Origin of the sequence: Paraburkholderia steynii (assembly GCF_900100565.1) — a bacterium.
GTDB classification, from domain to species: domain Bacteria; phylum Pseudomonadota; class Gammaproteobacteria; order Burkholderiales; family Burkholderiaceae; genus Paraburkholderia; species Paraburkholderia terrae.
In genome coordinates, this window is the sequence record NZ_FNDI01000016.1 from 125,924 (window position 1) to 149,271 (window position 23,348).

The following is a 23,348-nucleotide window of genomic DNA, read 5'->3' on the forward strand; positions in this document are numbered from 1 at the left end:
AAGCAGGCGCGATAGCGCTTACTCGCGTCGATAGATCGAACCCGGCCGTCAGGAGACCATCCATGTTCAAGCACGCGTTTGGTGTCTTACAGAAAGTCGGCAAATCGCTGATGCTGCCGGTGGCAGTCCTGCCCGTGGCCGGACTGCTACTCGGCCTCGGCGCAACCGATTTTCACGGGTACGTGCCGGCCATCGTACTTGCACTGATGAAGAACGCAGGCGATGTCATCTTCGCCAACCTGCCCCTCATCTTTGCCATCGGCGTCGCGCTAGGCTTCACTGAGAACGACGGCGTATCAGGCATCGCCGCCACGATCGGCTATCTGGTGATGACCGCGACGCTGGGCGTGATCGCAAAAGCAGAGGGCGTCACCCCGGACACGATCATGGGAATTCCGTCCATCCAGACGGGCGTGTTCGGCGGCATCCTGGCAGGCGCACTCGCGGCGTGGATGTTCAACCGCTACTACAAGATCGCGCTGCCACCCTACCTCGGATTTTTCGCCGGCAAGCGCTTCGTCCCTATCGTGACGGCCGTCGGTGCGATCGTGCTGGGCGCCATTCTGTCCGTCATCTGGCCGCCGATCGGCAGCGGTATCAAGGCCTTTTCGGAATGGGCGGCTGTCTCTGACCCTCGCACTGCTGCAACCATCTATGGCTTCGTCGAACGCCTGCTGATTCCATTTGGCCTGCATCATATCTGGAACGTGCCGTTCTTCTTTGAAATGGGTAGTTACCTCGATCCCACGACCGGCAAAGTGGTCCACGGCGACATCACGCGATTCTTCGCGGGAGACCCTACGGCCGGCATTCTCGCGGGCGCTTTCCTGTTCAAAATGTTCGGTCTGCCCGCTGCAGCAATCGCGATCTGGCACTGCGCGAGACCTGAGAAAAAGGTTGCCGTCGGTGGCATGATGATTTCGGCCGCGTTGACCTCGTTCCTCACCGGCATCACAGAGCCGATCGAATTTGCATTCCTGTTCGTGGCGCCCGCTCTTTATTTCGTTCACGCATGTCTCGCCGCGACGGCGCAGTTCGTCGCAAATACACTCGGCATGCACATGGGCTTCACCTTTTCACAAGGGGCGATCGACTTCCTGGCTTTCAATCTGATCGGTGACCGGTCGACCCACGCCTGGTATGTCTTCATTCTTGGGCCGATATACGCAGTGATTTACTACGTCGTGTTCCGCCTCGTCATTACACGGTTCAATCTGAAGACACCGGGTCGCGAGGACGACGCAGCCGAACCAACCACCGTCGCCACAGCGGGCGCCGGTGGACGTTCGCGCGAACTCGTGCTCGCCTTCGGTGGCCGCGCCAACATCATAAGCCTGGACGCATGTATCACGCGTCTGCGCATCTCCGTAAAAGATCCGGCGCTCGTCAACGACGCAAGGCTCAAAGCGCTGGGCGCCGCGGGCGTCATGCGGGTCGGCAACGGTGTGCAGGCGATTTTCGGTCCGCTGTCGGAAAACATGAAGACCGACATGCAGGAATATTTGAAGACGGCAGGCAGCGAAGCCGATCACGTGCCGGGCGAGACGCCGCAAGTTGCGGCTAGCGTAACACCGGCGAAACCCGCTGCTGCAGTGGCACACAGTCAGGCGGAGAAAATGCGTGCCGAGAAAATCCAGGCTGCGCTTGGCGGCGCGCCGAACATTGAGAAGCTGGAAGCGCTCGCGGTAACTCGCCTGCGCATCAGACTATCGGACCGCTCCAGGATCGACACCGCTGCATTGGAAGCAGCTGGTGTCCCTGCAATGCAGTCCTTCCCTAACGGCGAACTGGATCTGATCGTGGGCCTCGGTGCCGTAGGATTAGCCGAGGCTTTGCGATAAATGCTGAGTGCTTGCTTGCGGATCTGCGCGATGCGGTCCCTGATCTTGCGTGGCTGATACACGGTCGACGATGTGTAAGGCACGAGGTTCGTGAGCGAAGCGAATGCGTCGCGCAGCCGGGGAAAAATCGGTGGGAAACGAGCGTGCGAATGCATCGCCGAGGCAATTCTGAGAAGGGGATTAGCACCGGCGCACGCGTTGCGTCGGCGACGCATGCTACTCGGCATCCATGGACGTCGCGCGGCGCGTATTTTTAGCGCGTTCTCGCCACATGGCACATGCCTCGAGTTTTCGCATTGTGTGTCGCGCTGATGTTCAGCGCGCCGATTGCGCTACCTGGTGGTGTCGCTTTCGCTTATCGGACATTTGCCGAGCTCGCGCCCCTGGGGCGCTTTCATCGTCGGTTGGGGCGGTTATCTGATTTGCCTGGCTGGGCCTGTGCAGGCGTCGTCGCCGCCGCAATACGCTCAGCTTTGTCGGGGCGGAGTTTGCGATCAACATACTGATCCTGCGTATGTTGAGTTGGAACTGTCAGTGGCATCATTGGCATGTTAGCCATCGCTGTCGTCTCGCTACCCATCTAAAATGCGGACAACAGCGTCCGTGCGAGACAACCAGTTCGCCCAGCACTGGCCCGGAGGTCGCACATGTCCGTCTTTCTCGAAGTCGAGCACGTCACAACCTATCGCTACGGCAAGGCTGTGGAGTTCTCCCCGCACCGCGTCATGTTCCGGCCGCGTGCCGCGCACGACATCCGTGTGCTGTCGTCCACGCTGACGGTGTCGCCGCACAGCACACAATACTGGCTGCAGGACGTGTTTTCCAATTCAGTTGCGATCGTCGAACCACGGGTGCCAGCGGACGCGCTGGAACTCCGCGCGCACTTCGTGATCGAGCATTTCGGCGTCAGGAACCTGGAGTTGCCAGTGACGCCCGAAGCCGAGAACTACCCGTTTCAGTACACCGACGAGGATCGGCTCGACCTTGCCCCCTTCCTGCCACCGCAATATCCAGAGGATCAGCCACTGCTACGCGACTGGGTGACGCAGTTTCTCCCCCGGCGCGGCACGACCCACACGCGCGACATCCTTGCCAATATCAACGCCGCCATCCGCAGTGACTTCCAGTATCAGTCCCGCGACGCACTGGGCACTCAGCGTCCATCCGAGACGCTGGACCGACGCGGCGGCACATGCCGCGATTTCGCACTGTTGATGATGGAGGTGGTACGGGGGCTGGGATTGGCCGCGCGCTTTGTGTCGGGATATCTGTACGACCAGGCGCTCGACACGCCGGCCCCGCCGGCGGTACGTAACACAGGACTGCAGCAGGGCGCGAAACAGGTCGAAAGCCGCGACGAGCCGCTCGTGGTAGGTGCCGGCGCGACCCACGCATGGCTGCACGTCTTCTTGCCAGGCGCCGGCTGGGTGCCATACGACCCGACCAATTCGCTCGTTGGCGGCACTGACCTGATCCGGGTGGCATACACGCGCAAGCCCGAACAGGCCTCGCCAGTGTCCGGTTCCTGGTTCGGTGCCGCGCAGGACTTCATCGGCATGGACGTCAGCGTCAGCGTGCGGCGAATCGAGCAGCCGGCAGAGCCGGCATTGGTCGGCGAACCTCCCTCGCAAAAGCCGATGGCGGCCGGGGCTTAATGTTTGACGACTGTGTTTCCAGCAGGCGTGTCACTACGGCACCTCCGCCTGCTGTCACTCAATCCTTCGCATTGCCTGGCGTCGACCCGGCGCTGCCGCTCGTTGAACAAATGGATCAGCAATCCTGTCTCGTCGTGGACGAAGCCCGGTGTCCAGTATCGGCATATCCTGTCGACGCCAACGGCGCAAAGCCGTCTGATCGGGCTGGCTCGGGATCGACACGTCGAATTGTGTGCCCGACTTCGAGAAAGCGGGATAGAGGTGTGAATCCACAGACATGAGCGCTTCCAGAGGTCTTCCAGAGGCAAGTGGGCTCAACGAGTTACGCGCCACGGCGAGTATCCGCACGTGGCGCTCGTGGCCCACAATGAACCGTGTAGGTTGGTCGTAGTAACCGGCGCCTGTCAGATACGCGAACCGTGGCGGCCGTCGCAGTTGCGCGATTCAAGCGCTTATTCGCTCGCGCTCACTTGCGCCGCGATGTGATCCTTAATTGCTGGCCGGCGACTTTGTGGTCGGGGTCGCCAGCGTGTTGTTGGTCTTGGGAGCGGGTGTCGAGCTATTGTTCGGACCCTGCTGCTGCATGCCCGAGTTAGGAGACCCGGCGCTCATGCCGCTGTCCGAGTTGGTGGCGCCAGGCGTGCCGTAACCGCTCGTTGAGTCGTTCATCTGGTTCGTTGCCGGGCTGGACGTGCTGCCATGGCTCGACGAACCGCCACCGGCCGTGCCGCCAGCCGTCTGTGCATAAGCGCCGCCCGACAGCGCGAGCGCCGCGACGGCCGCGATTAATGCGCTGGTTGCCTTGTTCATGATCCGTTCCTCCTTGATTGAACTGGAATATCGACGCAGACGATCGCCGCCTGCTCGACCATGAATTGAACAATCACTGTGCCGCTGATCTTTTTCCGCACTGCAACGCCAAGCCAGATGCAGTCGGCATCAACCGACCCGAATGGTGAGTACTGGCCCCGAAACCGATGCTACGCTCGCCATATCTGTCATCCCACTACAGCCATGAAAACCGTTCGAGTGAATATTCGAGCCGCCATGAGCGCAGACATCGCCGCATTGATTGAATTGGATTCGATCGCGCAGCGTTCCCTCCAGCGGCAAGCGTTCATCGAAAATGCAGTTATCGCTGCGCAATGTTGGCTTGCAACCGAACCTGGCGATGGCGCATCACCCGTTGGATACGGTGTGTTGAATCAAAATTTCTTCGAACACTATTTTGTTCCACTGATCGTGGTTGGAGAGGAATCGCGACGCCGGAGAATCGGCATCGCGATTCTGCGCGAACTGGAGACTCAGTGCCGGGGGCCCAAACTATTCACATCGACAAATGCGTCCAATACACCGATGCGCGCGCTTCTGTCGCAGTGCGGATTTGTAGAGAGCGGCTATATCGACAACCTCGACGAAGGCGATCCAGAGTTGATCTTTGTGAAGCGCACGAGTGCTTGATGTCCACAATCAACGTCACCTCAACTTTCCAGAATTCTCTCCCACGCGCCCGATCGCGCCGAGCGGAACACGGCGTCGATCACTCGCATATTTGCGCGCGCATCTTCTAGCGGAATAGCCTGCGGAGTTCCACTCAATACCGCCTCCGCGAACGTGGCGGCTGCGACGCCATATTGATCGCACACCGGAATTTCCAGCCAGCGATCAGTCCCGACACCGGCGCTTGTGTTTTCACTGACTAACAGACGCGTCGGACGATCGTTTGGTGCATTGAATGGAATCTCGACCTCGATACGCCCCTTGGTCCCGTGAAATTGCATCCGCTGATAGGGGTGGGTTTGAGTCGAGTAGAAGAAACTCGCCTGCACACCGTCGAAGTCGATCAGCACGGAGCCAAGCCGGTCCACGTCGAATACCGGATCCTGCTCCATCAGGGCAACCACGCGCTTTGGCTCAGACCCGGTAACGAAACGTGACGTTGTGATGGGATAACAACCAATATCGAGCAGACCGCCGCCGCCCATTCCGCTCTGGTTGCGGATATTGTCAGGGTTCGTGTTGTTATAGGTGAAGCCGCCCGTCACCGCCCGCAATTCGCCGATCGCCCCTTCGTCGATCAAGGCCCGCACCTTCAACCATTGCGGATGGGTGCGAACCATGAAGGCTTCCTGTATGTATCGGCCGCTCCTGTCGCGTGCGGCGATGAGTTGTTCAACCTGTTGCGCGTCCAGCCCGATCGGCTTCTCACACAGGACGTGCTTGCCAGCCTCGACGGATTTGATCGTCCATTCCACGTGGATGTGATTGGGCAGCGGAATATATACCGCGTCGATTTCCGGGTCCGCCAGCAGCGCCTCGTAGCTGTCGTATGCGACACTCAAACCATATCTGGTTGCAGCTTCCCGAGCCTTCTCCGGAGATCGCGACGCGATGCCCTTCACCCGACACTTCGACGCGTTGTGCATGGGCACGACAACCTTGTCGTTGATCTTCGCGGCGCCCAGGATTCCCCAGACAACTTCATTCTTTGCCATGACATTCCCTTTTCCGATTGAGTCTCTGAAGAGAGCAGGCGGAACAAGCGCGTGAATCGGCAAGTCCATGAGCCCGCGAAGGACCAGAAGCGTCTGGTCACGCCAGTGTACTAACAGCGGAGATTTCCGCCGAGATATGCAACGACCGCCCCTGTCAGCGCGATGCCGTGCAATTCCTCCGGCGATGCCAGATGCGCCGCGACGATCTCCCGATTATCGAGCCGCAGCTCGGGCATGCGATCGAGGTGCAGTTCGAAGAAATGCACCCGGTCTCTTCGCCCCTCCCAACTGCCGCAGACGCTGCCCGCGGGGCGTAATGCGTACGACGACAAACCAATCTCCTCCTCCATTTCGCGCCGCGCCGCCGCATCAGGCGTTTCACCGGGCTGGAGACTACCGCCGGGGAAATTCCACTCGGGACGGTACGATGACTTCACGAGCAACAGTGCCCGCCCGACGTAGATGGCCACTAGCGCGCCCTCATGACGAGGCCGTCGAAGCCGCCACCAGACGCGAGCGAATCGATATCCGAGGCGAAGCACCATACGCCAGACAAAGTCGATAAACGTGGGCCGTCGCGCTCGCTCAAGGCTCGGCATTGAGTTCTCTCCTTTCGTTTCGTGTCCCGATGATCCTCCGGGGCGCCGCGTTGGTGCCTCTCTCACACCAATTCCGGTTCGTTTAATCGAAGGCGCTACCAGAACGGAGGCGATAACGCTGAACAACCATCAGCAAGCAGATCCCGACTGACGCCAGGATGTTCACAACGGGATAAAAAGCGACTGCCACCGTCCATTGTCTCAAGGCCAGTAATGCAAGAGCATATTTGACAACGCACAAAACGAAATATGGGAGGCTTTCGCCCCAAGGATCGCGAACAGTCTTGCGGATCGTCGGACCGAGGCCCGCAAGTTCGATGAGCGTCACCAGACAGATCGAGAGCGTCGGCTCTTCAGTCAGCATCCAAAGAGGTATGGCTAGCAGCGCTGCGCCGAGAAACATCCAGTCGGATCTTGTCCAACTTTTCTCACCTCGATAGAAGCTCGCCACGAAAATCAGAATACATGTTACGGCGATCGCCGCCGTACACCACGCAGAAGGGCCTGCACCCGCAACAAATTGACCGGCGGCAGCGATGGTCGTGACGATCGACCAGATTAGCCACGTGAAAAGATGGGGACGAACGGCGCGCCTGAGAATCGCGAGCCCGTAGGGAATGGCCGCCAGGAGCGATATAACCGAACCGATGACTCCAAATATCGAAGCGGTATCGTGGTCAATGTTTACCATTGCAATGATGTCTGTTCATACACCCGGAAGCCGGCATCATCATGCCGTCCCCCCCTGCTTTTGCCTCCGCTAAACAGGGCGCGGCAGACGCGAGAACCATGCCCCACAAACCAGCTCAGTCCTTGACGTTGCGCTCGCAATCTTCCCAGTACCGAAGCGGGTCGTGATGCTGTGGATAGTGTGTCTTGAGCCATACCGACAGCCTGGTCCAATCTGGATGGTTGGTACCAGTCTGGGCAGACCAGATCGACGACCGCTCAAGAATTTGACCGTTCATGCGATCACGGACAATCAAGCTGCCTAATCCGCTCGAACTGTTCGTCTGTGACTCGACCAGATACCGCGGCAGAATCCTGAGCTCGGCATCCTCGGCCCACCCGTATAAGGCGCGCACCACGCCGGACGGATCTCGCAACTCGATGGGACCGCTTTTCGGGCGAACGGCTGTCCATCCTTCGGGAAAGTCGGTGACAACCTCGCTCTTACCTTCCCTCACCCACTTCACGCGCCACGCTTTCACCATCGACTCGCGCATGCGAGATATCGACTCGTAGCCGGCAGGCAACTCGATCGCCATCGGAAGTGAAATGAGGTTGTCTTTCCAGAGTTTGGACTCCTCGTCCACGCGCTCGACCACGTCGAACGCCCCTGCTTCGAATGGGTTCTCAGGCCGGCTGGATGTTTTCACGCTCCCGGCAGGCAGTCCTTCGAAAAGGCGCTCAGCATCATGGCGCGTTAGTTTCGTCTTTCCTTTCTTCATTGGGTTTCTCTGCAGCAAGGTTGTCGCGAGCGGCCAGGTCACAACGACCGAAATCGGGCGCCACCTCCGCTCACGCGTCTGAACGTGCTTACGTTCCTGTTCTGGGCTATTCGCCTGTTACCAGCTTCCGCGGCGGCAATGGCGCCGCTCGTGCCGTCACCCTGCCGCCACATGCCGCATGGATCGCTCCACACGATGGCGAGAGGACGTGCATACGAGAGATTATAGGCCGGTCGAACAGGTGGACGCCCGATCGGGCGCGCGGCAGCTTTCGTGGCAGGAGCGTCATCGCTTTGCCACGCATTGACACACCGCATGCCGGCCTTCGGCGGAGGCGTTCGTCGTCTCGCTCTGGAGCGCGTCACAAAACGGCGCGGGTGTCTCGAAAGGCGCAAACTGCTTCGATAACACAGCGCGATAGACACAAGCGGTCCAACGGAGGAAATCATGCCTGCGACCGAACCCTGGATATGTCCGACGTGTGCAGTTCACGTCACCACGCCTTTCTGCCCGATGTGCGGCGAGAGCCCAATTCGGCCGCCCGACCTTACGCTGCGCGGTATCGGAGCAAAGGTCCTGCACGCGGCGACGAGCATCGACGGACGCCTGCTTCGCACGTTCTGGGTGTTGCTACGTCATCCAGGCGAGCTGACGGTCGCGCATCTGAATGGGAAGCGCATGCCTTATGTCGCGCCGTTCCAACTGTTTCTTATCGCAAACGCGTTTTTCTTCGCGATGCAGTCGCTGACCGACACCCAGATCTTCGGCTCGACTCTGGTGTCCCATCTTTATCATCAGGATTGGAGTCCGCTCGCGCGGTCGCTGGTGACCGAACGCGTTGCGACACTACGGACCGACCTGCCCCAGTACACGTCCACTTTCGACCGTGCGGCGGTGATCAATGCCAAGTCACTCATCATTCTCATGGTGGTTCCGTTCACTCTGGTGTTGTGGATGACCTTTCTCCGCGCGCGCAAGCCATTCGTTACCTTTGTCTATTTCTCACTCCATCTCTATACGTTCCTGCTGTTGCTGTTCTCGCTCGCGCTGGCCGTCGCAGCTATCGAGTTGCGTCTAGGCGGCCTCGGACTCGCTTCACCCGTCGTCGACAACCTTCTTTCGATCGTCAATCTTGGCCTCTGTGGCGGCTATGTGTTTCTTGCCTTGAAACCCGTGTTCGGCTCTCACGGCATAACGCGGCTCGTCAAGGCGGCAGCTATGGCGCTGGCGGCTGGCCTCATCGTTCCAGGCTATCGGTTCGCAATTTTTCTGATCACGCTATATACGGCGTGAGCGCGGAACATCGATGTCGGATGAGATCGCCCCATTGCCGTCCCTCAGAATGGCAAAACGAATGACCGAAGTCCGTATAGCATGCGACGGTCGCCCGCCGCGCCCTCGCTAACGTTCTTCGGTCATGGCGGTTGCGTCATCCCTTTCTCCGAGCCCGCAACCAAGCTACTCGACAAACAGATTTCGTGTCGGCGCATGCGTACGTTGCCGTGTCTCCCACCCGTCGGCCAGGCCCACATCTGCGTCGGACGCGGGCAACATGGGGACCCCGCGAAGCAGATCGGACGCACGCTCGGCGAGCATGATCGTCGGTGCATTCAGATTGCCATTGGGCTCGGTCGGGAATACGGATGAATCGATGACTCGTAAGCCCTCCATGCCACGCACCCGCAACTCGGAATCGACCACAGCCATGTCATCCTCCCCCATGCGGCACGAACCACACGGATGCATCGTGCTTTCCAGGTTCGCCCTGACAAACGCATCGATCTGCTCATCCGTTTGCACGTGCGGGCCGGGCGCGAGTTCGGCATCGCGAAACCGGTCCATCGCCGGCTGCCCGATGATTTCTCTCGTCAACCGGACGCAGCGTCGAAAGCCCTCGCGATCCTCTTCGTTATCCAGATAGTTGAAGCGGAGTTGCGGATGCGTATAGGGATCCGCCGACATCGCCCTGACATAGCCCCGGCTCTTCGGCTTGTTCGGTCCGGTCAATATCATGAACCCATGTCCCTTGAACGGCTTGTCGCCGTCGTAGCGCATGGCGGCGGGCAGGAAATGGAATTGAATGTCAGGCCAGCGCAATCCCGCTTTCGACCGGATGAATCCACCCGCCTCGAAATGGTTGCTTGCCCCAAGTCCATCCTTGAACAAGAGCCACCGCAGCCCGATCATGAATTTGCTGAACGGGTCCATTTTCGCGTTGAGGGTGACGGGCTCCTTGCAGGCATACTGAATATAAATTTCCGCATGATCCTGCAGATTTTCGCCGACGCCGGGCAAATGATGCTTTACCTGGATCCCAGCCTTGCGCAGCACCTCGGCGGGCCCTATTCCGGAGCGTTGCAGCAGGTGAGGCGAACCGATCGGACCCGAGGCGATCAGTACTTCAGCACGGCATCGCGCAACGTGCGTCCTTCCGCCCTGATCGTACTCAACCCCAACCGCGCGCTTGCCTTCGAGAATCACGCGGCGGGTCATCGCATTCGTCACCACGGACAGATTGGGCCGCTTCATTGCCGGGCGCAAATATGCATTAGCAGTAGACCAGCGCACACCGTCTTTGACAGTCATATGCATTGCGCCAAAGCCCTCCTGCATATGACCGTTGCAGTCTTCCGTCTTGATGTATCCAGCCTCTGCGCCTGCCTCGATCCACGCGCCGTACAACGGATTCGCCATGTTGTTGCCGTTGTTCGTGGACAGTGGTCCGGCCTCGCCCCGGTACTCGTCGCCACCGAACTTGTAGCTCTCAGCGCGCCTGAAATACGGCAAACAGTTGCGATAGCCCCAGCCTCGCGCACCCAATTCCTCCCATTCGTCGAAGTCGTAAGCGTGGCCGCGAATATAAACGAGGCCGTTGATCGACGACGATCCGCCCAGCACCTTGCCGCGCGGGCAATGCAATTGGCGGCCATTCAGATGAGCTTCGGGGGCGGTCTGATAGCGCCAGTTGTACTTCGAAGTGTTCATCGGCATGGAAAACGCGCTCGGCATCTGAATGATGACACTGCGATCGCTTCCGCCGTATTCCAGCACCAGAACGCGGACCGCCGGGTCCTCGGTGAGCCGGTTGGCCAATACACACCCGGCCGATCCAGCGCCAACAATGATGTAATCGAATTGCTCGGTAGCCATGATATTTGCCTGCTTCCTGAATCTTGATGGGGTCGTCTATGGTTCAGTAGCGACCTTTGTCGCCGGTGGTGTACTGCGGTGATGTCTTCTCGACGGAGGCGATAACAGACTCTTCGTGCTTCAGATCGAGCGAGCGCGACAATGCGTAGTACGCGAGGCCGGATACCAACAGACCGACCAGCCAGGCCAGATCGACGCTGCCCATCGCGCGGGCAAGCGGCCCGACATACACCTCGTTAGCGCCGTCGAGCACGCAGAAGAACGGGATCATCGAAGCGAATCCGATCGCGTAAGCCGTCAGACCGCGCGAGCCCCATGTCCCGTACAGGTTGTTATGAGGCAGGAAGAAGTGTGGGATGGCGTAGCGACCCTTGCGGACGAAAAAGTAGTCGGTCAGATTGACAGCCGTCCAGGGCACCAAAAAATACAGCATGACGACCAGGTAGATATTCAGGACGGAAAGACCTTTCCCCGACGTATAGATGCTAAGCGCCACACCGAGCTGAAGGATCACCACGAAGATAATCGCGAGAATGCGAGTCCTGGGGGTGGGCTGGAGTTTCCGGAATGAATCGACTGCGGTGATAGCCGTCAGTTTTGCGCTATATATGTTCATCGCGATGACGGGTAGAAAGGCCAGGATCGTGACGCCAACCACAACGCTCCCCATTCCCGGTGCGAGGTCGTTACCCACCTGATTCAACGCGACTAGCACATCGGTCGCCTGCAGATGGTCCGCCAGCCAGCCGCCAATCGCGATCATCCACGCCCCCGACAGCGATGCGCCAAGGAACACAGCCGCTATCAGTTTGCCGCTCGGCGTGTTCTTCGGCAGATAGCGCGAATAGTCGGATACATACGGTGCGTAGGCGATGTTGTAGCTGGCGGCCGCTGCGAACTGTGCGATGAAAGCGATCCAGCCGAAGCCCAGCGGCGGCGGTGGCGTGGCTCCCGGCGCGACAGCGGGGAGCGGCACGTCATGCACCCAATGCATCAGCACGGCCACCGTGACGAGTCCATAAAGGGGCAGCGACAGATACAACGCCCATTTGAAACTCCGGTGCATCCAGTCGTGACCGAGAATCGCCAGAATCGAAGCGGGCAGCGTCACAGCCAGCGCCACCTTGACGGGGTCCCAGTTGAACAGTGCCTTGAGGCCTTGCATCATCAGCACGAGGTTGACGATGTTGAATCCGGCAAACACAAATAGCGTAGCCAACAGCACGACGATGACCCCGCGATAGCCGAACTGCGCTCTAGACTGGATCATCTGGGGCAGGCCAAGGTGAGGACCTTGTGACCCGTGAAAAGCCATGAACAAGGTGCCGAACATGATGCCCAGCGTGCCGGCTATGGTGGTCCACAGCGCGCTCAGTCCAATGCTGGGGCCCACAAAGCCAATGGTCATGGTAAAGAAAGTGAAATTACCCAGAAACCAGAATGGTCCCTGTCTGGATAGTCTGTCAGTTCGTTCGTTATCCGGAATAAAGTCTATTGAGTGGCCTTCGATGGCGCCGTGCTCGACTCCGGCTACGGTGCCTTTCACTGTATCGTCTGCTGCTTGCATCATGTACCCCTGACTCGAGTGAGAGGTTGATGGAATGAGAATAGACCGGTCATGCATGCCACGCCCGGACACCCGCTCGCTGGACTACGTTCGATTGGGCGCCGGCGGATTGACGGCTCAGTGCAACGTGATCCAGACCGCTTTGCTCTCCATCAGATGATCGAGTTGTTCGGGGCCGAGGTCTTTGCCAAAGCCGGATTCCTTGAATCCACCGAATGGCATCGACGGGTCGATGGTGCTGTGTGCGTTGACATAGACCGTGCCGGCACGCAGCTCTGGAATCAGTCTATGTACGCGGTTCAGGTCGTTTGAGTAAATCGCGGCGGCAAGACCGTATGGCGAGTCATTCGCGAGCGACAACGCGTCGCTGACATCGTCGAAGGGTGCGGTCACGAGCACGGGACCGAAGATTTCTTCGCGGACAATCTTCATGTCATTGCGGCAATTCGCAAAGATCGTCGGCTGAACGAAATAGCCTGGCCGATCCAGTAAATGGCCACCGTACGCCACTTCCGCGCCTTCGCGCCGCCCAGCTTCAATATACGATTCGACACGATCCTTCTGAAGCGCGGAAACAAGCGGGCTGATGAAGCAATCGCGATCGAGGCCGGGCGCGATCTTCATCTGACGCGTGTGTTCGATCAAAGCATCAACAAACTTGTCGTGAATGCCGCGCTGGATGTACACCCGTGTTCCCGCATCGCACACCTGTCCGGAATTGAAGAAGATGCCGTTTGCTACGGCTTGGGCAGCCGCCTCGATGTCGGCGTCCTCCAGCACCAGCACCGGCGATTTGCCGCCCAGTTCGAGCGTGATGCGTTTGATGCCACCCACGGCCGCGTGCCCGACCGAGCGGCCCACTTCGGTGGAACCCGTGAACGTGATCTTGTCGATACCCGGATGGGCAGCCATCGCCGCCCCAATATCGCGCCCTCGCCCCGTGATGACGTTGACGACGCCGTCTGGAATCCCGGCCTCTTGCACCAGCTCCGCGAAGCGAAGCGTCGACAGCGACGTCAGCTCGGCCGGCTTGATGACGGTTGTGCAACCCGCGGCGAGCGCGGCCGCCACCTTCCACGCCATCGTTTGCAGCGGGAAGTTCCAGGGGACGATGACGCCGATGACACCAATCGGTTCCTTGCGCGTGTAGGCAACATAATTGCCAGGCAGGGAGGGTTCTACCGTGCGGCCATGGAGCTTTGACGCCCAACCTGCAAAATAACGGAAGGTGTCGATCGTGCCCTGCACGTCGACGTCACGCGCATTGGCGACTGACTTGCCCACATCGATCGATTCGATCTCGGCCAACTCCGTTGCATTCGCTTCGATCAGATCGGCAAGGCGATGGAGCAGTCGTTCACGCTCAAGGGGCTTGAGCTTTCGCCACGGTCCCCCGTCGAATTGTTTGCGAGCAGCTTCGATCGCGCGATCCAGATCGGCGGTCGTCGCCAGCGGAATCTGTGTGATCACACCCCCGGTGGACGGTTCGTGTACCGCGCATGACTCGCGGTCGCCTTGTGAAACCCAGGCACCGCCGATGAACATCTTCTGCGGGCTGGTGAGAAACCGTTGCGTCGCTTCGCAGATCCCAAACGTCTCCAGATAATTTTGTACGACTTTATCCATCATTGTCTCCTGTGTTACGGATTAACTGCTGCACGGCCTCTGGTGGGCCATCGGCAAACATCGATATAAACGTGGCTTGTGGCAGCGCGGCCTTTTGAGAGACTATGAGCGACACGGTCGCGTGAAAAAATCACGTGGATCAGATATTCATATCGGAAATTCCGAAGCAAGCGTTAGTAACGGAGCGACGACGGTGATCCAGTTGCAGGACGTGGACCTGAAGCTGTTAAGGGTTTTCATGACAGTGGTGCGATGCGGCGGCTTTTCCGCCGCCCAGGCAACCCTGAACGTCAGCCAGTCGACCATCAGCGAACAGATGACGACGCTCGAAACGCGTCTGGGGCTCAAGCTTTGTGAGAGGGGGCGCAGCGGCTTTCGTCTAACCGAACATGGCCTGGCGACTTACGAGGCCGCGCAGCGCTTGCAACTGGCGGTGGAAAATTTCTGTGTGGACACAGATGCACTAAAGAAGAACGTCTCGGGCAGGCTGTACCTCGGCATCATCGACAACACGGTGACCGACTCGGCTTCACCACTGCCACAGGCACTGCAGGCGTTCGTATCGAGGGGGCACGACGTGCATCTGGATGTCTATGTGGGCATGCCTGCCGAACTGGAGGAGCGCGTGCTCGATGGCCGTTTGCACATCGCCGTCGGGCATTTTCCGCTGCACGTACCAGGCCTCACCTACACCGACCTCTATAGCGAACCGGACGGTCTGTATTGCGGGAAGCATCACGTGCTCGCTGGCCTCCCACCCGACGATGCCTCGCTCAAACAGGCCATCGCGTCCAGCCGCGTAGTCGCGCGCGGCTATCTGCAGCAGCACGACCTGCGAATGCTCAGCGCCAGTAAAGCCGCAGCGACCGTGGACAACATCGAGGCGCAGGCCATCCTGATTCTGTCGGGCGCGTACATCGGATTTCTGCCGATCCATTACGCTGCCCGATGGGTCGGGCGCGACGAGATGCATCATATTTGCCCCGACCAGTTCGGCAGCCGTTGGCCATTCTGCGCAATCACGAAGCGGGCCGCCGTGCCCCCTACCATCCTGCAGGTATTCATGACGGACTTGATGGAAAGCTACCGTCTGGCCCAGCAGGCAGCGAACGCGACGTAGGGATTGCAAAGCGTCCGCTTCGATCTACGGCTGGGAAGGTGCCAGCGGCGTCGGCTCACCGTTTCGATAGGTATAAATGGTGATTGGCGAGTCCTTCAGATCGCGGTTCTGGTCAAATCGATAGTGCCCTGAAACCCCTTGAAAATCGATGCCGGCGAGTGCAGCACGATACTGTGCCGGCTCGATGGCATTGGCCTTCTGCATGGCCCGCGCGACGATGTTCATGCCGTCGTATAACGCAGCGCTGTAGGTCAATGGGTCCGTATGGAAGCGCTGCTTGTAATCCGCCTTGAACTGCCGCCCTTCCTGCGTCTGGTCGAGCACGGGGCCGCCTTGCGGACAATACACGCCCGTATCGACCGTCTCGCCGCCAACTTTCGCCAGTTCGGCATTGCACATGGCATCGCCGCCAAGCAGGTAACCGTTCATCGCGAGGCGTTTCATCTGTTTGCGCAGCGCTCCGGCTTGCGCGTAGTAGCCGCCGTAGAAAATCCCTTCCGCGTTCGCGCCTTTGATGTGTGTGAGGATCGAGACGAAATCGGTCGCTTTGTCGGTCGTGTATTCGCGATCCACAATCTCAATGCCGTTGGCTTTGGCTGCGTCGATAAATTCGTCGGCGAGACCCTGGCCGTATGCTGTCCGGTCGTCGATCACCGCGATCCGCTTGATCTTCAACTTCCGGGCCGCAAATTCGCCCATGCGGCTGCCAAGCTGCGTGTCGCTGGCGGAGATGCGAAACACGAACGGATAGCCGTGTTGCGTGATCGACGGGTTCGATGCGACGGTCGCCATCACGATTCCCGCGACATTCACCAGGCTTGAAATCGGAATCGCGACGCCCGAATTGAAAGGCCCAAAGATGACCTTCACGTTGTCGTCGACGAGGCGCTGCGCCACTGTCATACCGGTACGCGGATCGGCGGCATCATCTTGCGAGACCAGTTCGAAGCGGGTCTTCCGGCCGCCGATCACTAGCCCCTGGGCATTCAGACGCTCGATCGCCATCCTGACGCCGTTTTCGTCGTCCTTGCCAATGGCAGCCTGCGGGCCGGTCAAGGGACCCGTCAAGCCGATTTTCACCACCTGCTCCTCCGTCGCCGCGTGCGCCGACACCATGCTCAAAGCGGCTGCCGTCAACCATGCACCTGCGTTCAATTTTTTCATCGCGCTCTCCTCACATCGGTAAGTATCAAGTCGCCCTGCCTCCGCAGGCAGTTGACAGCAATTCTGTGTAGCCAAATTCCCCAATAAAATGCACCATTGATGAAACACATTTCGGTAATTTCCGAAGTAACCGAGGGACCGCGCGATGCAAGTTCAGGACACAGATCTCAAGCTGTTGCGGATCTTCGAAACCATCGTCCGTTGCGGCGGCTTCGCCGCAGCGCAACCTATTCTCAACATTGGCGCATCGAGCATCAGCGAATACATGTCGCAGCTGGAGACACGCCTCGGACTACGATTGTGTGAGCGCGGACGCGCGGGTTTCCGGCTGACAGACGAAGGCGCGGAACTGCACGCCGCCGCACAGCGTCTGCTCGGCGCGGTCGATACGTTTCAGATGGAAGCAGGTACGTTGCGCAATCAGCTTTCTGGTGTATTGCGCTTCGGCATGATCGAAGCAACGTTGACCGACAAATACTCGCCGCTGCCGACAGCGATCCGGGAGTTCGGCCAGATGGCGCCCGACGTCCGTCTGCATGTGCAGATCGACACACCTGGCAGCATGGAGCAGCACGTGCTGGACGGGCGCCTGCATCTGGCCGTGGGGCCGTTTCCCGCGCAGATTCCCGGTCTCGATTACTTGCCACTTTATAGAGAGGAGCAGGGGCTCTACTGCGCATCGACCCACTCGTTGTACGAGCGGGCAGGCGGCCGTGTCCCGTTGTCGGTTATTAGCAAGCAACGGCTCGCTGCGCGTGCTTACCTCGGCAGCCAGGAACTCAAGCTACTGCACATGGCACAGGCCGCGGCCTCGGTCGACAACGTCGAAGGCCGCGCGATGCTCATCCTGTCGGGCAACTATGTGGGCTTTCTGCCGCCTCACTATGCGCAGCCGTGGGTCGACAGCGGACTACTGGCGCGCATCGATCCTGAGCACTATGTGACTCATCTGGATTTTCAGATCATCACGCGCAAAGGCGCCGAATCGGCGCGCGTCGTGCAGGCTTTTTGCAACCAGCTGCGAGCGGCGGCCAGGAAAGTCAACCGGGCCACACGCAGCAGCAAATAGCTAAAGAGAACTTAGCGGGAAAGGTTTCGTTTGACTTTGCGCTGATGCATCACGCGGCCAATCGTATTCAGCAGCAGTTGCGCCGCGAGGATCGACGTCGAGCCCGAATGATCGTAGTCAGGTGCGACTTCCACGAGGTCGATGCCAATCACGTCACCCTGCTCAGCAAGGCCAGCGAAGAGTTCGAGTCCTTCGTAGTACAGCAGGCCGCCGTGGCTCGGCGTACCCGTGCCGGGCGCGATCGACGGATCGAAGCCATCGATATCGATGGTCAGGTAATATCGCACGCCCTTCGGGATACGGTCCAGGACGCCCTGGATGCCGAGGCGTCGAAGGTCGCGCACCGAGATAATGTCCGAGCCCATCTCGCGTGCCTGGGCATAGCCCTCGCGCGCAGTAGACGACACGTTGCGGATGCCGATTTGCGTCATGCCCGATACCACGCTTTTTTCCGCCGCGCGCCGCAGCGGATTGCCGTGGCCATGGCGTACACCATGGCGCTCGTCGACGAAATCGAGATGGGCGTCGATATGGACGATGTGAAACGGCTCCTGACCTTCGAATGCATTGATGCACGGAATGTTGATCGAGTGATCGCCTCCCATCACCACCGGCAATGCGCCCGCCGCCAGGATCTTGCGCACGCCGTACTCGATGTTGGCGTGACTCTTCTCCGTGTTGGTATGCACCATGTCCGCATCACCGATATCGACAATGCGAACTTCGTTGCTGGGCAAATACACGACGTCGTCTTCGAAGTCATACGCGCCGCCGTGTCCGAATGAGAACAGCGTCGACGCATCCCGGATCGAGCGCGGACCGAACCTTGCACCCGCCCGCCACTGCGTACCGCAGTCGAAAGGAGCGCCCATCACCGCGACATCCGCATCAATTTTGTCCCAGTCAAGACACAGCGGAGACTTCGCGAACGTGCAGATTCCAACAAAGGGCAAATTAAGCCGACCGGTTTCGTAGCTGTTTTCAGACATGATATTGCACTCGTCCCAGTTGTTCGTTCAGATAGGTACGGCGCACAGGGCGCCCTCATCACCGCCGCAGCGCCGTCCGTTGTGACAGGCAGGCGGTGCATCTGGAACGGAGTCTAGGCAAACAAATTCGACGGAAAAATGCCAAAAATCAGAAACACACTTCGGGATAATCCGAAGCATTTGCGGGCACATCCAGATCGCGATAGAGCCGCTATGCACCCGAGCGGGAAGTTGACTGCCGTCTATTTGAAAAGACTTGAGTTCGCTTCTTTGAGGTAGTAGTCTTGCGCTGTTCTACAACGAAGCACGGGAGAGATCGTCCATCCGCGACGACGCCGACGGAGCAACCGCCCCGGAAACTCTCAGGCAAAAGGACCGTGCAGCGAGAACATCTGGAGAGCGGCGCATGCGCGCCCACCGAAGGGGAGCTATTACCGTAACCGGTATTAGCGAAACTCTCAGGTACATGGACAGATGGGGCATTGACGCCGGTAATCATCGGCCGGCGATGCTCAACTAACACTGGACCATGTCATGTCCCATATTGCCATCATTGGCGCCGGAATTACGGGCGTCACCACTGCTTACGCCCTCGCCCGTCGTGGTTACCGCGTCACCGTTCTCGAACGTCATCGCTACGCGGCAATGGAGACGTCATTTGCCAACGGCGGCCAACTATCGGCCAGCAACGCTGAGGTGTGGAACAGCCGCTCCACCGTGCTGAAAGGCCTGCGTTGGATGTTTAGCCGCGACGCTCCGCTCCTCATGAATCCGAGACCGAGTTGGCACAAGTACAGCTGGATCGGCGAGTTCCTGCGCCAGATTCCGAACTATCGCACCAACACGATCGAGACGGTGCGGCTAGCCATCGCTGCACGTGAGCACATGTTCTCGATCGCGGAGCGGGAGCACATCGATTTCGACCTCGAAAGACGTGGCATCTTGCATTTCTATGCGACCCGCAAGGAGTTCGACGCCGCGACAAAGGTCAATGCATTGCTACGTGAAGGCGGTCTTGAGCGGCGCCCAGTGACACCCGACGAAATCCGCGCGCTTGAGCCGGCGCTTCATGGGCAGTTTCACGGCGGCTTCTTCACCGAGTCGGATTCGACCGGCGACATTCACAAGTTCACGCGTGGGCTTGCTGAAGCCTGCGTGCGTTTGGGTGTCGAGTTCCGCTACGACACGAGCGTGCAGTCCATTTCCGAGGCCGCAGACGGTGAATTGAGGGTTGCTTTCGCGCACGAAAATCAGACTGATACGGAAAGCTTCGACCGGGTAGTGATTTGTGCGGGTGTCGGAAGTCGTGCGCTAGCCGCGTATGTGGGAGATCACGTGAACGTCTATCCGGTGAAGGGTTATTCGATCACTGTGTGCCTCGACGACGCAGAAAGCCAGCACGCCGCGCCTTGGGTCAGCCTGCTTGATGACAACGCCAAGATTGTCACCAGCCGTCTCGGTGTCGATCGCTTCCGTGTTGCTGGAACGGCTGAATTGAACGGCCTGAACCGTGACATCCGTTCGGATCGAATCCAGCCCCTCGTCAATTGGACACGCGCGCATTTCCCGGACATGTCGACGGCGCGCATTATTCCGTGGGCTGGCCTGCGCCCCATGCTGCCAGGCATGCTGCCCAAAGTGGGCGCCGGTCGCCGACGCAACATTTTCTACAACACTGGACACGGGCATTTGGGGTGGACCCTCTCAGCAGCGACTGCGGAAGCTGTTGCAGAACTCGTGGCCGGTAGTATGCCTAACTTAATGAGCGTCAAGCCCGCGAGAAAGCGAACAGGCCTGCCGGTCAACGTCTGATAAGCGTTTTCAGCCGACAGCACAGGCCCCGCGCGACGCGGGGTCTCGAGTTTTTAAGAGGTCGCCCATTCCGGCTAACCAACCCATCCCGTTCGAGTCTCCCGCACCGCGTCGCGCTCAAACATGACATGGCGCGAGACAGATCACTCATCCACGGCGTCATGCAGGTGGCTTGCGAGGTAGTCGATCAGCGCTCGCACCTTCGACGGAAGGAAGCGGTTAGGCGGATACAGCAGCCAGACGGGACCCATGTAAGAACGCGCCTCGAATTCCCAGTCGGCGAGCACCTGAACGAGGCAGCCTTGCTGTAGCGCCTCTGCAGCAGCGAAGTCGGGCAAGCCTGCAATGCCGAGATCCTGCAACGCAGCCTCAAGGCGGGCGCCCGCATGGTTGGCGATATAGCGCCCTCTGACTTCCAGCGACTGCGTCTCGGTGCCACGCCGGAAATGCCATCGATTGTCGTCAACCGTTTCCCCGAGATACAGGCATTCGTGCCGGCTGAGATCGCGTGGCGCGACGGGCGTCCCGCGCACTTTGAGATAAGCGGGCGACGCGCATAGCAGCCATTTCACGGTGCCGAGCCGCCGGGCGGCCAGGCCCAACGGCGGCGAACGGGTCAGGCGGATCACCATATCGACGTCATCACGCAGCGGATCGACTTCGCGGTCGGCGAAGATCAACTGAACGTCCACGTCCGGCAAGCTACGCAGAAATCCCGGGATCAGCGGATGGATGACGGACTTGGCGAATGCAACCGGTGCGCTGATGCTGACCTTGCCACGCGGCTCGCCAACCACTTGTCCCGCGACATCGACGGCACCCGACGCCGCGCCTACCATGTCGCGGCAATACCGGTAGACCTGCGCGCCCGAATCCGTGACCCGGACGCTGCGCGTCGACCGCTCCAGCAAGCGCGTGCCAAGCGCTTCTTCAAGGCGCTTGATCTGCCGGCTTACCGTCGACGGCGTGCTGCCCAGCTGGCGCGCGGCCTCCGAGAAGTTGCCTGCGTCGACGACGCGGGCGAAAGTCGCCATGTCCGGTAACAACGCAAAAAGCTCATTGGGATTCATTTGTCGTACACACACCCGCCGAACGCATCTGTGCATCGGCGACATAAAAGATGTTCCGCTAGACCCGATTATAGTTTTGTACGCAATACTCGACAATCTGGACTGTTCGAATAGAGATTGAAGGTCCGCCATGTCGAAACAAAAGCGCTTGCTCTGGATCTCCGACCTGATGCTGCTCGCGGTCGCGATGGTGTGGGGCACAAGCTATGGGGTCGCGAAAGGCGCGCTCGCGTTCTATCCCGTGCTGGGGCTATTGGCGCTGCGCTTTGGGCTGACGTTTGTGGTGCTGTCGCCCGCGTTGCGTTCGCTCCGGCGGGCCAAGGCGTCCGAGCTGATCGGCACGCTCGGCACGGGTGTACTACTGCTCAGCATCCTGTTGGCCGAGACATTTGGAATATCTTTGACCCGTGCTTCGAACGCAGCGTTCCTCATCAGTTTGTGTGTCGTGCTCACGCCGCTCGTCGAATGGGCGCTGCTGCATAGAAAGCCGTCGCACGTCGAGCGTATTGCCGTCGTAGTGTCGTTGGCCGGCGCCACGTTGGTGAGTGGTGGCGTGTTCATTCCGACTGCAGGCGACGCGCTGATTCTTCTGGCTGCGCTGCTCCGCGCGCTGATGATGTGCGTGACGAGGCGCGTGATGCACGACTCGACGCTCGCTCCGTTGTCCGTGACGGCGGTTCAGGCAGGCACCGTCGCGTTCGGCAGTGTCATCGCGGCGCTGGTGTGTCCGTCGCAGCCGTGGCCTGCTCTGCCGACGTTAGCTGGGCATGGCAGCTTCTGGATGAGCATCGGCTATCTGGTGGCTGCGTGTACGCTGTTCGCATTCTTCGCGCAGAACTTTGCCGTCAAGCGTAGTAGCCCAACGCGCGTGGCGTTGCTGATGGGCAGCGAACCGGCGTTTGGTGCGCTGTTCGCGTATGCGTGGCTCGGGGAGCACCTGTCTGTCTGGGGCTGGGCCGGAGGTGGGTTGATGGTATTTGCCTCGGTGCTTGCGACAGTGCGTTGGCAAAGGCGTGACGGCACTTCGGTCGACATGCGTCCGGTGATTTCGAATGAGGCTTGACGAGGCAGAGGTTGTTGGCCGCCCCCTGAACGCCCAACACCCTGGTTTCATTGAGGCGGCGGCGCTGGCACCAGCCCGTACCTGGACATGACATCGATAAGCTTCGAGCGGTCGGGCGGCCCGCCGGCGCTTACGATTGCTCCGACATCACGAAAATACTGAGCACCTACGTCCGGCGTCAGGACGATCAGTGCGCGGGCCGTGCCATTGTGCGGGTTGCTGAAGTGATGAACCGACCCGCGTGGGGTAAACATCCATTCGCCCGGTACGAGGTCGCGGACTACCCCGTCGACCGAGTACCGGAGCATGCCCTCCAGCACATAGACGCACTCCTCGTTACGTGTGTGGCTGTGTGGCGGCGGGACTTGAGCGCCGGGGGCCACAGTCAACTCGAAAACGCCCATCCCGCCAGTGGCAGTTCCATCAATCAGATACTGAATGCTCAATTGACCAATGTTGATGGGTTCGATCGGAACCGCGCCGCCAGGTGTCATTTTCGAATTCCTTCGGATTAAGGATACTCGTCAGTCCGCCCGCGTTGCAGGTTGGGGCGTGCCGCTCGCGGCGCGTCCGCCGACCGAACGGAACGCAATTCATCTCGGATTATGCGCCTCTCTAGAACGCATTTTGTGCAGAAGGGCGATAGGCCGCTATTGGCCCGAACCCTGCCCACTCAC

20 protein-coding genes, 1 pseudogene and 1 riboswitch are annotated in these 23,348 nt (G+C 59.6%); of the genes and pseudogenes, 8 read left to right on the top strand and 13 right to left on the bottom strand.

The window, feature by feature from the left end; all coding sequences use genetic code 11:
* The first annotated feature begins 62 nt into the window (after positions 1-62).
* Entirely contained in the window at positions 63-1,841 is a 1,779-nt protein-coding gene (ptsG, locus tag BLT65_RS26785; protein WP_091783002.1) for a PTS glucose transporter subunit IIBC, read from the top strand.
* Between the two features lie 11 nt (positions 1,842-1,852).
* Here the strand turns inward: ptsG and BLT65_RS48020 are convergent.
* A pseudogene (locus tag BLT65_RS48020) lies at positions 1,853-1,951 on the bottom strand (IclR family transcriptional regulator); the annotation flags it as partial.
* 537 nt (positions 1,952-2,488) lie between these two features.
* Here BLT65_RS48020 and BLT65_RS26790 point away from each other — a divergent pair.
* Positions 2,489-3,496, top strand: coding sequence for a transglutaminase family protein (locus BLT65_RS26790; protein ID WP_091783005.1), 1,008 nt, complete (start codon positions 2,489-2,491; stop codon positions 3,494-3,496).
* A gap of 489 nt (positions 3,497-3,985) precedes the next feature.
* Here the strand turns inward: BLT65_RS26790 and BLT65_RS26800 are convergent, their stop codons facing one another.
* Positions 3,986-4,306, bottom strand: coding sequence for a hypothetical protein (locus tag BLT65_RS26800; RefSeq protein WP_042309465.1), 321 nt, complete (start codon positions 4,304-4,306; stop codon positions 3,986-3,988).
* Between the two features lie 237 nt (positions 4,307-4,543).
* Between BLT65_RS26800 and BLT65_RS26805 the strand changes: the two genes are divergently transcribed.
* Complete coding sequence (locus tag BLT65_RS26805; protein WP_244186624.1) at positions 4,544-4,957, top strand: GNAT family N-acetyltransferase; 414 nt, start codon at positions 4,544-4,546, stop codon at positions 4,955-4,957.
* 20 nt (positions 4,958-4,977) lie between these two features.
* On the opposite strand, the gene BLT65_RS26810 is transcribed toward BLT65_RS26805, so the two are convergent.
* The 4 genes from BLT65_RS26810 to BLT65_RS26825 all read right to left on the bottom strand — a co-directional run bounded on the left by BLT65_RS26810 (position 4,978) and on the right by BLT65_RS26825 (position 8,041).
* The gene (locus BLT65_RS26810; RefSeq protein WP_091783202.1) at positions 4,978-5,991 is read right to left on the bottom strand and encodes a Gfo/Idh/MocA family protein; all 1,014 of its coding nucleotides are present in this window, start codon (positions 5,989-5,991) and stop codon (positions 4,978-4,980) included.
* Positions 5,992-6,101: 110 nt separating this feature from the next.
* On the bottom strand, positions 6,102-6,590 hold the full coding sequence (locus BLT65_RS26815) for an NUDIX domain-containing protein (RefSeq protein ID WP_091783013.1): 489 nt from the start codon (positions 6,588-6,590) through the stop codon (positions 6,102-6,104).
* A gap of 82 nt (positions 6,591-6,672) precedes the next feature.
* Positions 6,673-7,281 carry a hypothetical protein gene (locus tag BLT65_RS26820; RefSeq protein WP_091783016.1) on the bottom strand — a complete coding sequence of 203 codons (609 nt, stop codon included), beginning with the start codon at positions 7,279-7,281 and terminating at the stop codon, positions 6,673-6,675.
* 115 nt (positions 7,282-7,396) lie between these two features.
* On the bottom strand, positions 7,397-8,041 hold the full coding sequence (locus BLT65_RS26825) for a hypothetical protein (RefSeq protein ID WP_042309582.1): 645 nt from the start codon (positions 8,039-8,041) through the stop codon (positions 7,397-7,399).
* 447 nt (positions 8,042-8,488) lie between these two features.
* Between BLT65_RS26825 and BLT65_RS26830 the strand changes: the two genes are divergently transcribed.
* Positions 8,489-9,334, top strand: a complete 846-nt coding sequence (locus BLT65_RS26830; protein ID WP_091783018.1) for a DUF3667 domain-containing protein — start codon at positions 8,489-8,491, stop codon at positions 9,332-9,334.
* Between the two features lie 165 nt (positions 9,335-9,499).
* On the opposite strand, the gene betA is transcribed toward BLT65_RS26830, so the two are convergent.
* The 3 genes from betA to BLT65_RS26845 form a co-directional block, all read right to left on the bottom strand.
* Positions 9,500-11,191 (bottom strand): choline dehydrogenase, encoded by a 1,692-nt coding sequence (gene betA / locus BLT65_RS26835; protein WP_091783021.1) that lies wholly within the window; start codon positions 11,189-11,191, stop codon positions 9,500-9,502.
* A gap of 43 nt (positions 11,192-11,234) precedes the next feature.
* Positions 11,235-12,761, bottom strand: coding sequence for a purine-cytosine permease family protein (locus tag BLT65_RS26840; RefSeq protein WP_091783024.1), 1,527 nt, complete (start codon positions 12,759-12,761; stop codon positions 11,235-11,237).
* A 114-nt stretch (positions 12,762-12,875) separates the two neighbouring features.
* Positions 12,876-14,384 (bottom strand): aldehyde dehydrogenase family protein, encoded by a 1,509-nt coding sequence (locus tag BLT65_RS26845; protein WP_091783028.1) that lies wholly within the window; start codon positions 14,382-14,384, stop codon positions 12,876-12,878.
* A gap of 193 nt (positions 14,385-14,577) precedes the next feature.
* Between BLT65_RS26845 and BLT65_RS26850 the strand changes: the two genes are divergently transcribed.
* Positions 14,578-15,504, top strand: coding sequence for a LysR family transcriptional regulator (locus BLT65_RS26850; RefSeq protein ID WP_091783031.1), 927 nt, complete (start codon positions 14,578-14,580; stop codon positions 15,502-15,504).
* Positions 15,505-15,528: 24 nt separating this feature from the next.
* Here BLT65_RS26850 and BLT65_RS26855 read toward each other — a convergent pair whose 3' ends face one another.
* Positions 15,529-16,668: a branched-chain amino acid ABC transporter substrate-binding protein gene (locus BLT65_RS26855; protein WP_091783034.1), complete on the bottom strand. Its 1,140-nt coding sequence runs from the start codon at positions 16,666-16,668 to the stop codon at positions 15,529-15,531.
* A 145-nt stretch (positions 16,669-16,813) separates the two neighbouring features.
* Between BLT65_RS26855 and BLT65_RS26860 the strand changes: the two genes are divergently transcribed.
* Positions 16,814-17,737, top strand: a complete 924-nt coding sequence (locus tag BLT65_RS26860; RefSeq protein ID WP_091783037.1) for a LysR family transcriptional regulator — start codon at positions 16,814-16,816, stop codon at positions 17,735-17,737.
* Between the two features lie 11 nt (positions 17,738-17,748).
* Here BLT65_RS26860 and speB read toward each other — a convergent pair whose 3' ends face one another.
* Positions 17,749-18,726 (bottom strand): agmatinase, encoded by a 978-nt coding sequence (speB, locus tag BLT65_RS26865; RefSeq protein ID WP_086919291.1) that lies wholly within the window; start codon positions 18,724-18,726, stop codon positions 17,749-17,751.
* A 297-nt stretch (positions 18,727-19,023) separates the two neighbouring features.
* Positions 19,024-19,114, top strand: a riboswitch (glycine riboswitch).
* Positions 19,115-19,260: 146 nt separating this feature from the next.
* Between speB and BLT65_RS26870 the strand changes: the two genes are divergently transcribed.
* On the top strand, positions 19,261-20,538 hold the full coding sequence (locus BLT65_RS26870) for a D-amino acid dehydrogenase (protein WP_091783040.1): 1,278 nt from the start codon (positions 19,261-19,263) through the stop codon (positions 20,536-20,538).
* Positions 20,539-20,681: 143 nt separating this feature from the next.
* On the opposite strand, the gene BLT65_RS26875 is transcribed toward BLT65_RS26870, so the two are convergent.
* Positions 20,682-21,608, bottom strand: a complete 927-nt coding sequence (locus BLT65_RS26875; protein WP_091783043.1) for a LysR family transcriptional regulator — start codon at positions 21,606-21,608, stop codon at positions 20,682-20,684.
* A gap of 130 nt (positions 21,609-21,738) precedes the next feature.
* On the opposite strand from BLT65_RS26875, the gene BLT65_RS26880 reads away from it, so the two are divergent.
* On the top strand, positions 21,739-22,671 hold the full coding sequence (locus BLT65_RS26880; protein ID WP_091783046.1) for a DMT family transporter: 933 nt from the start codon (positions 21,739-21,741) through the stop codon (positions 22,669-22,671).
* A 47-nt stretch (positions 22,672-22,718) separates the two neighbouring features.
* On the opposite strand, the gene BLT65_RS26885 is transcribed toward BLT65_RS26880, so the two are convergent.
* Positions 22,719-23,165, bottom strand: coding sequence for a cupin domain-containing protein (locus tag BLT65_RS26885; RefSeq protein WP_091783049.1), 447 nt, complete (start codon positions 23,163-23,165; stop codon positions 22,719-22,721).
* Positions 23,166-23,348: the final 183 nt, after the last annotated feature.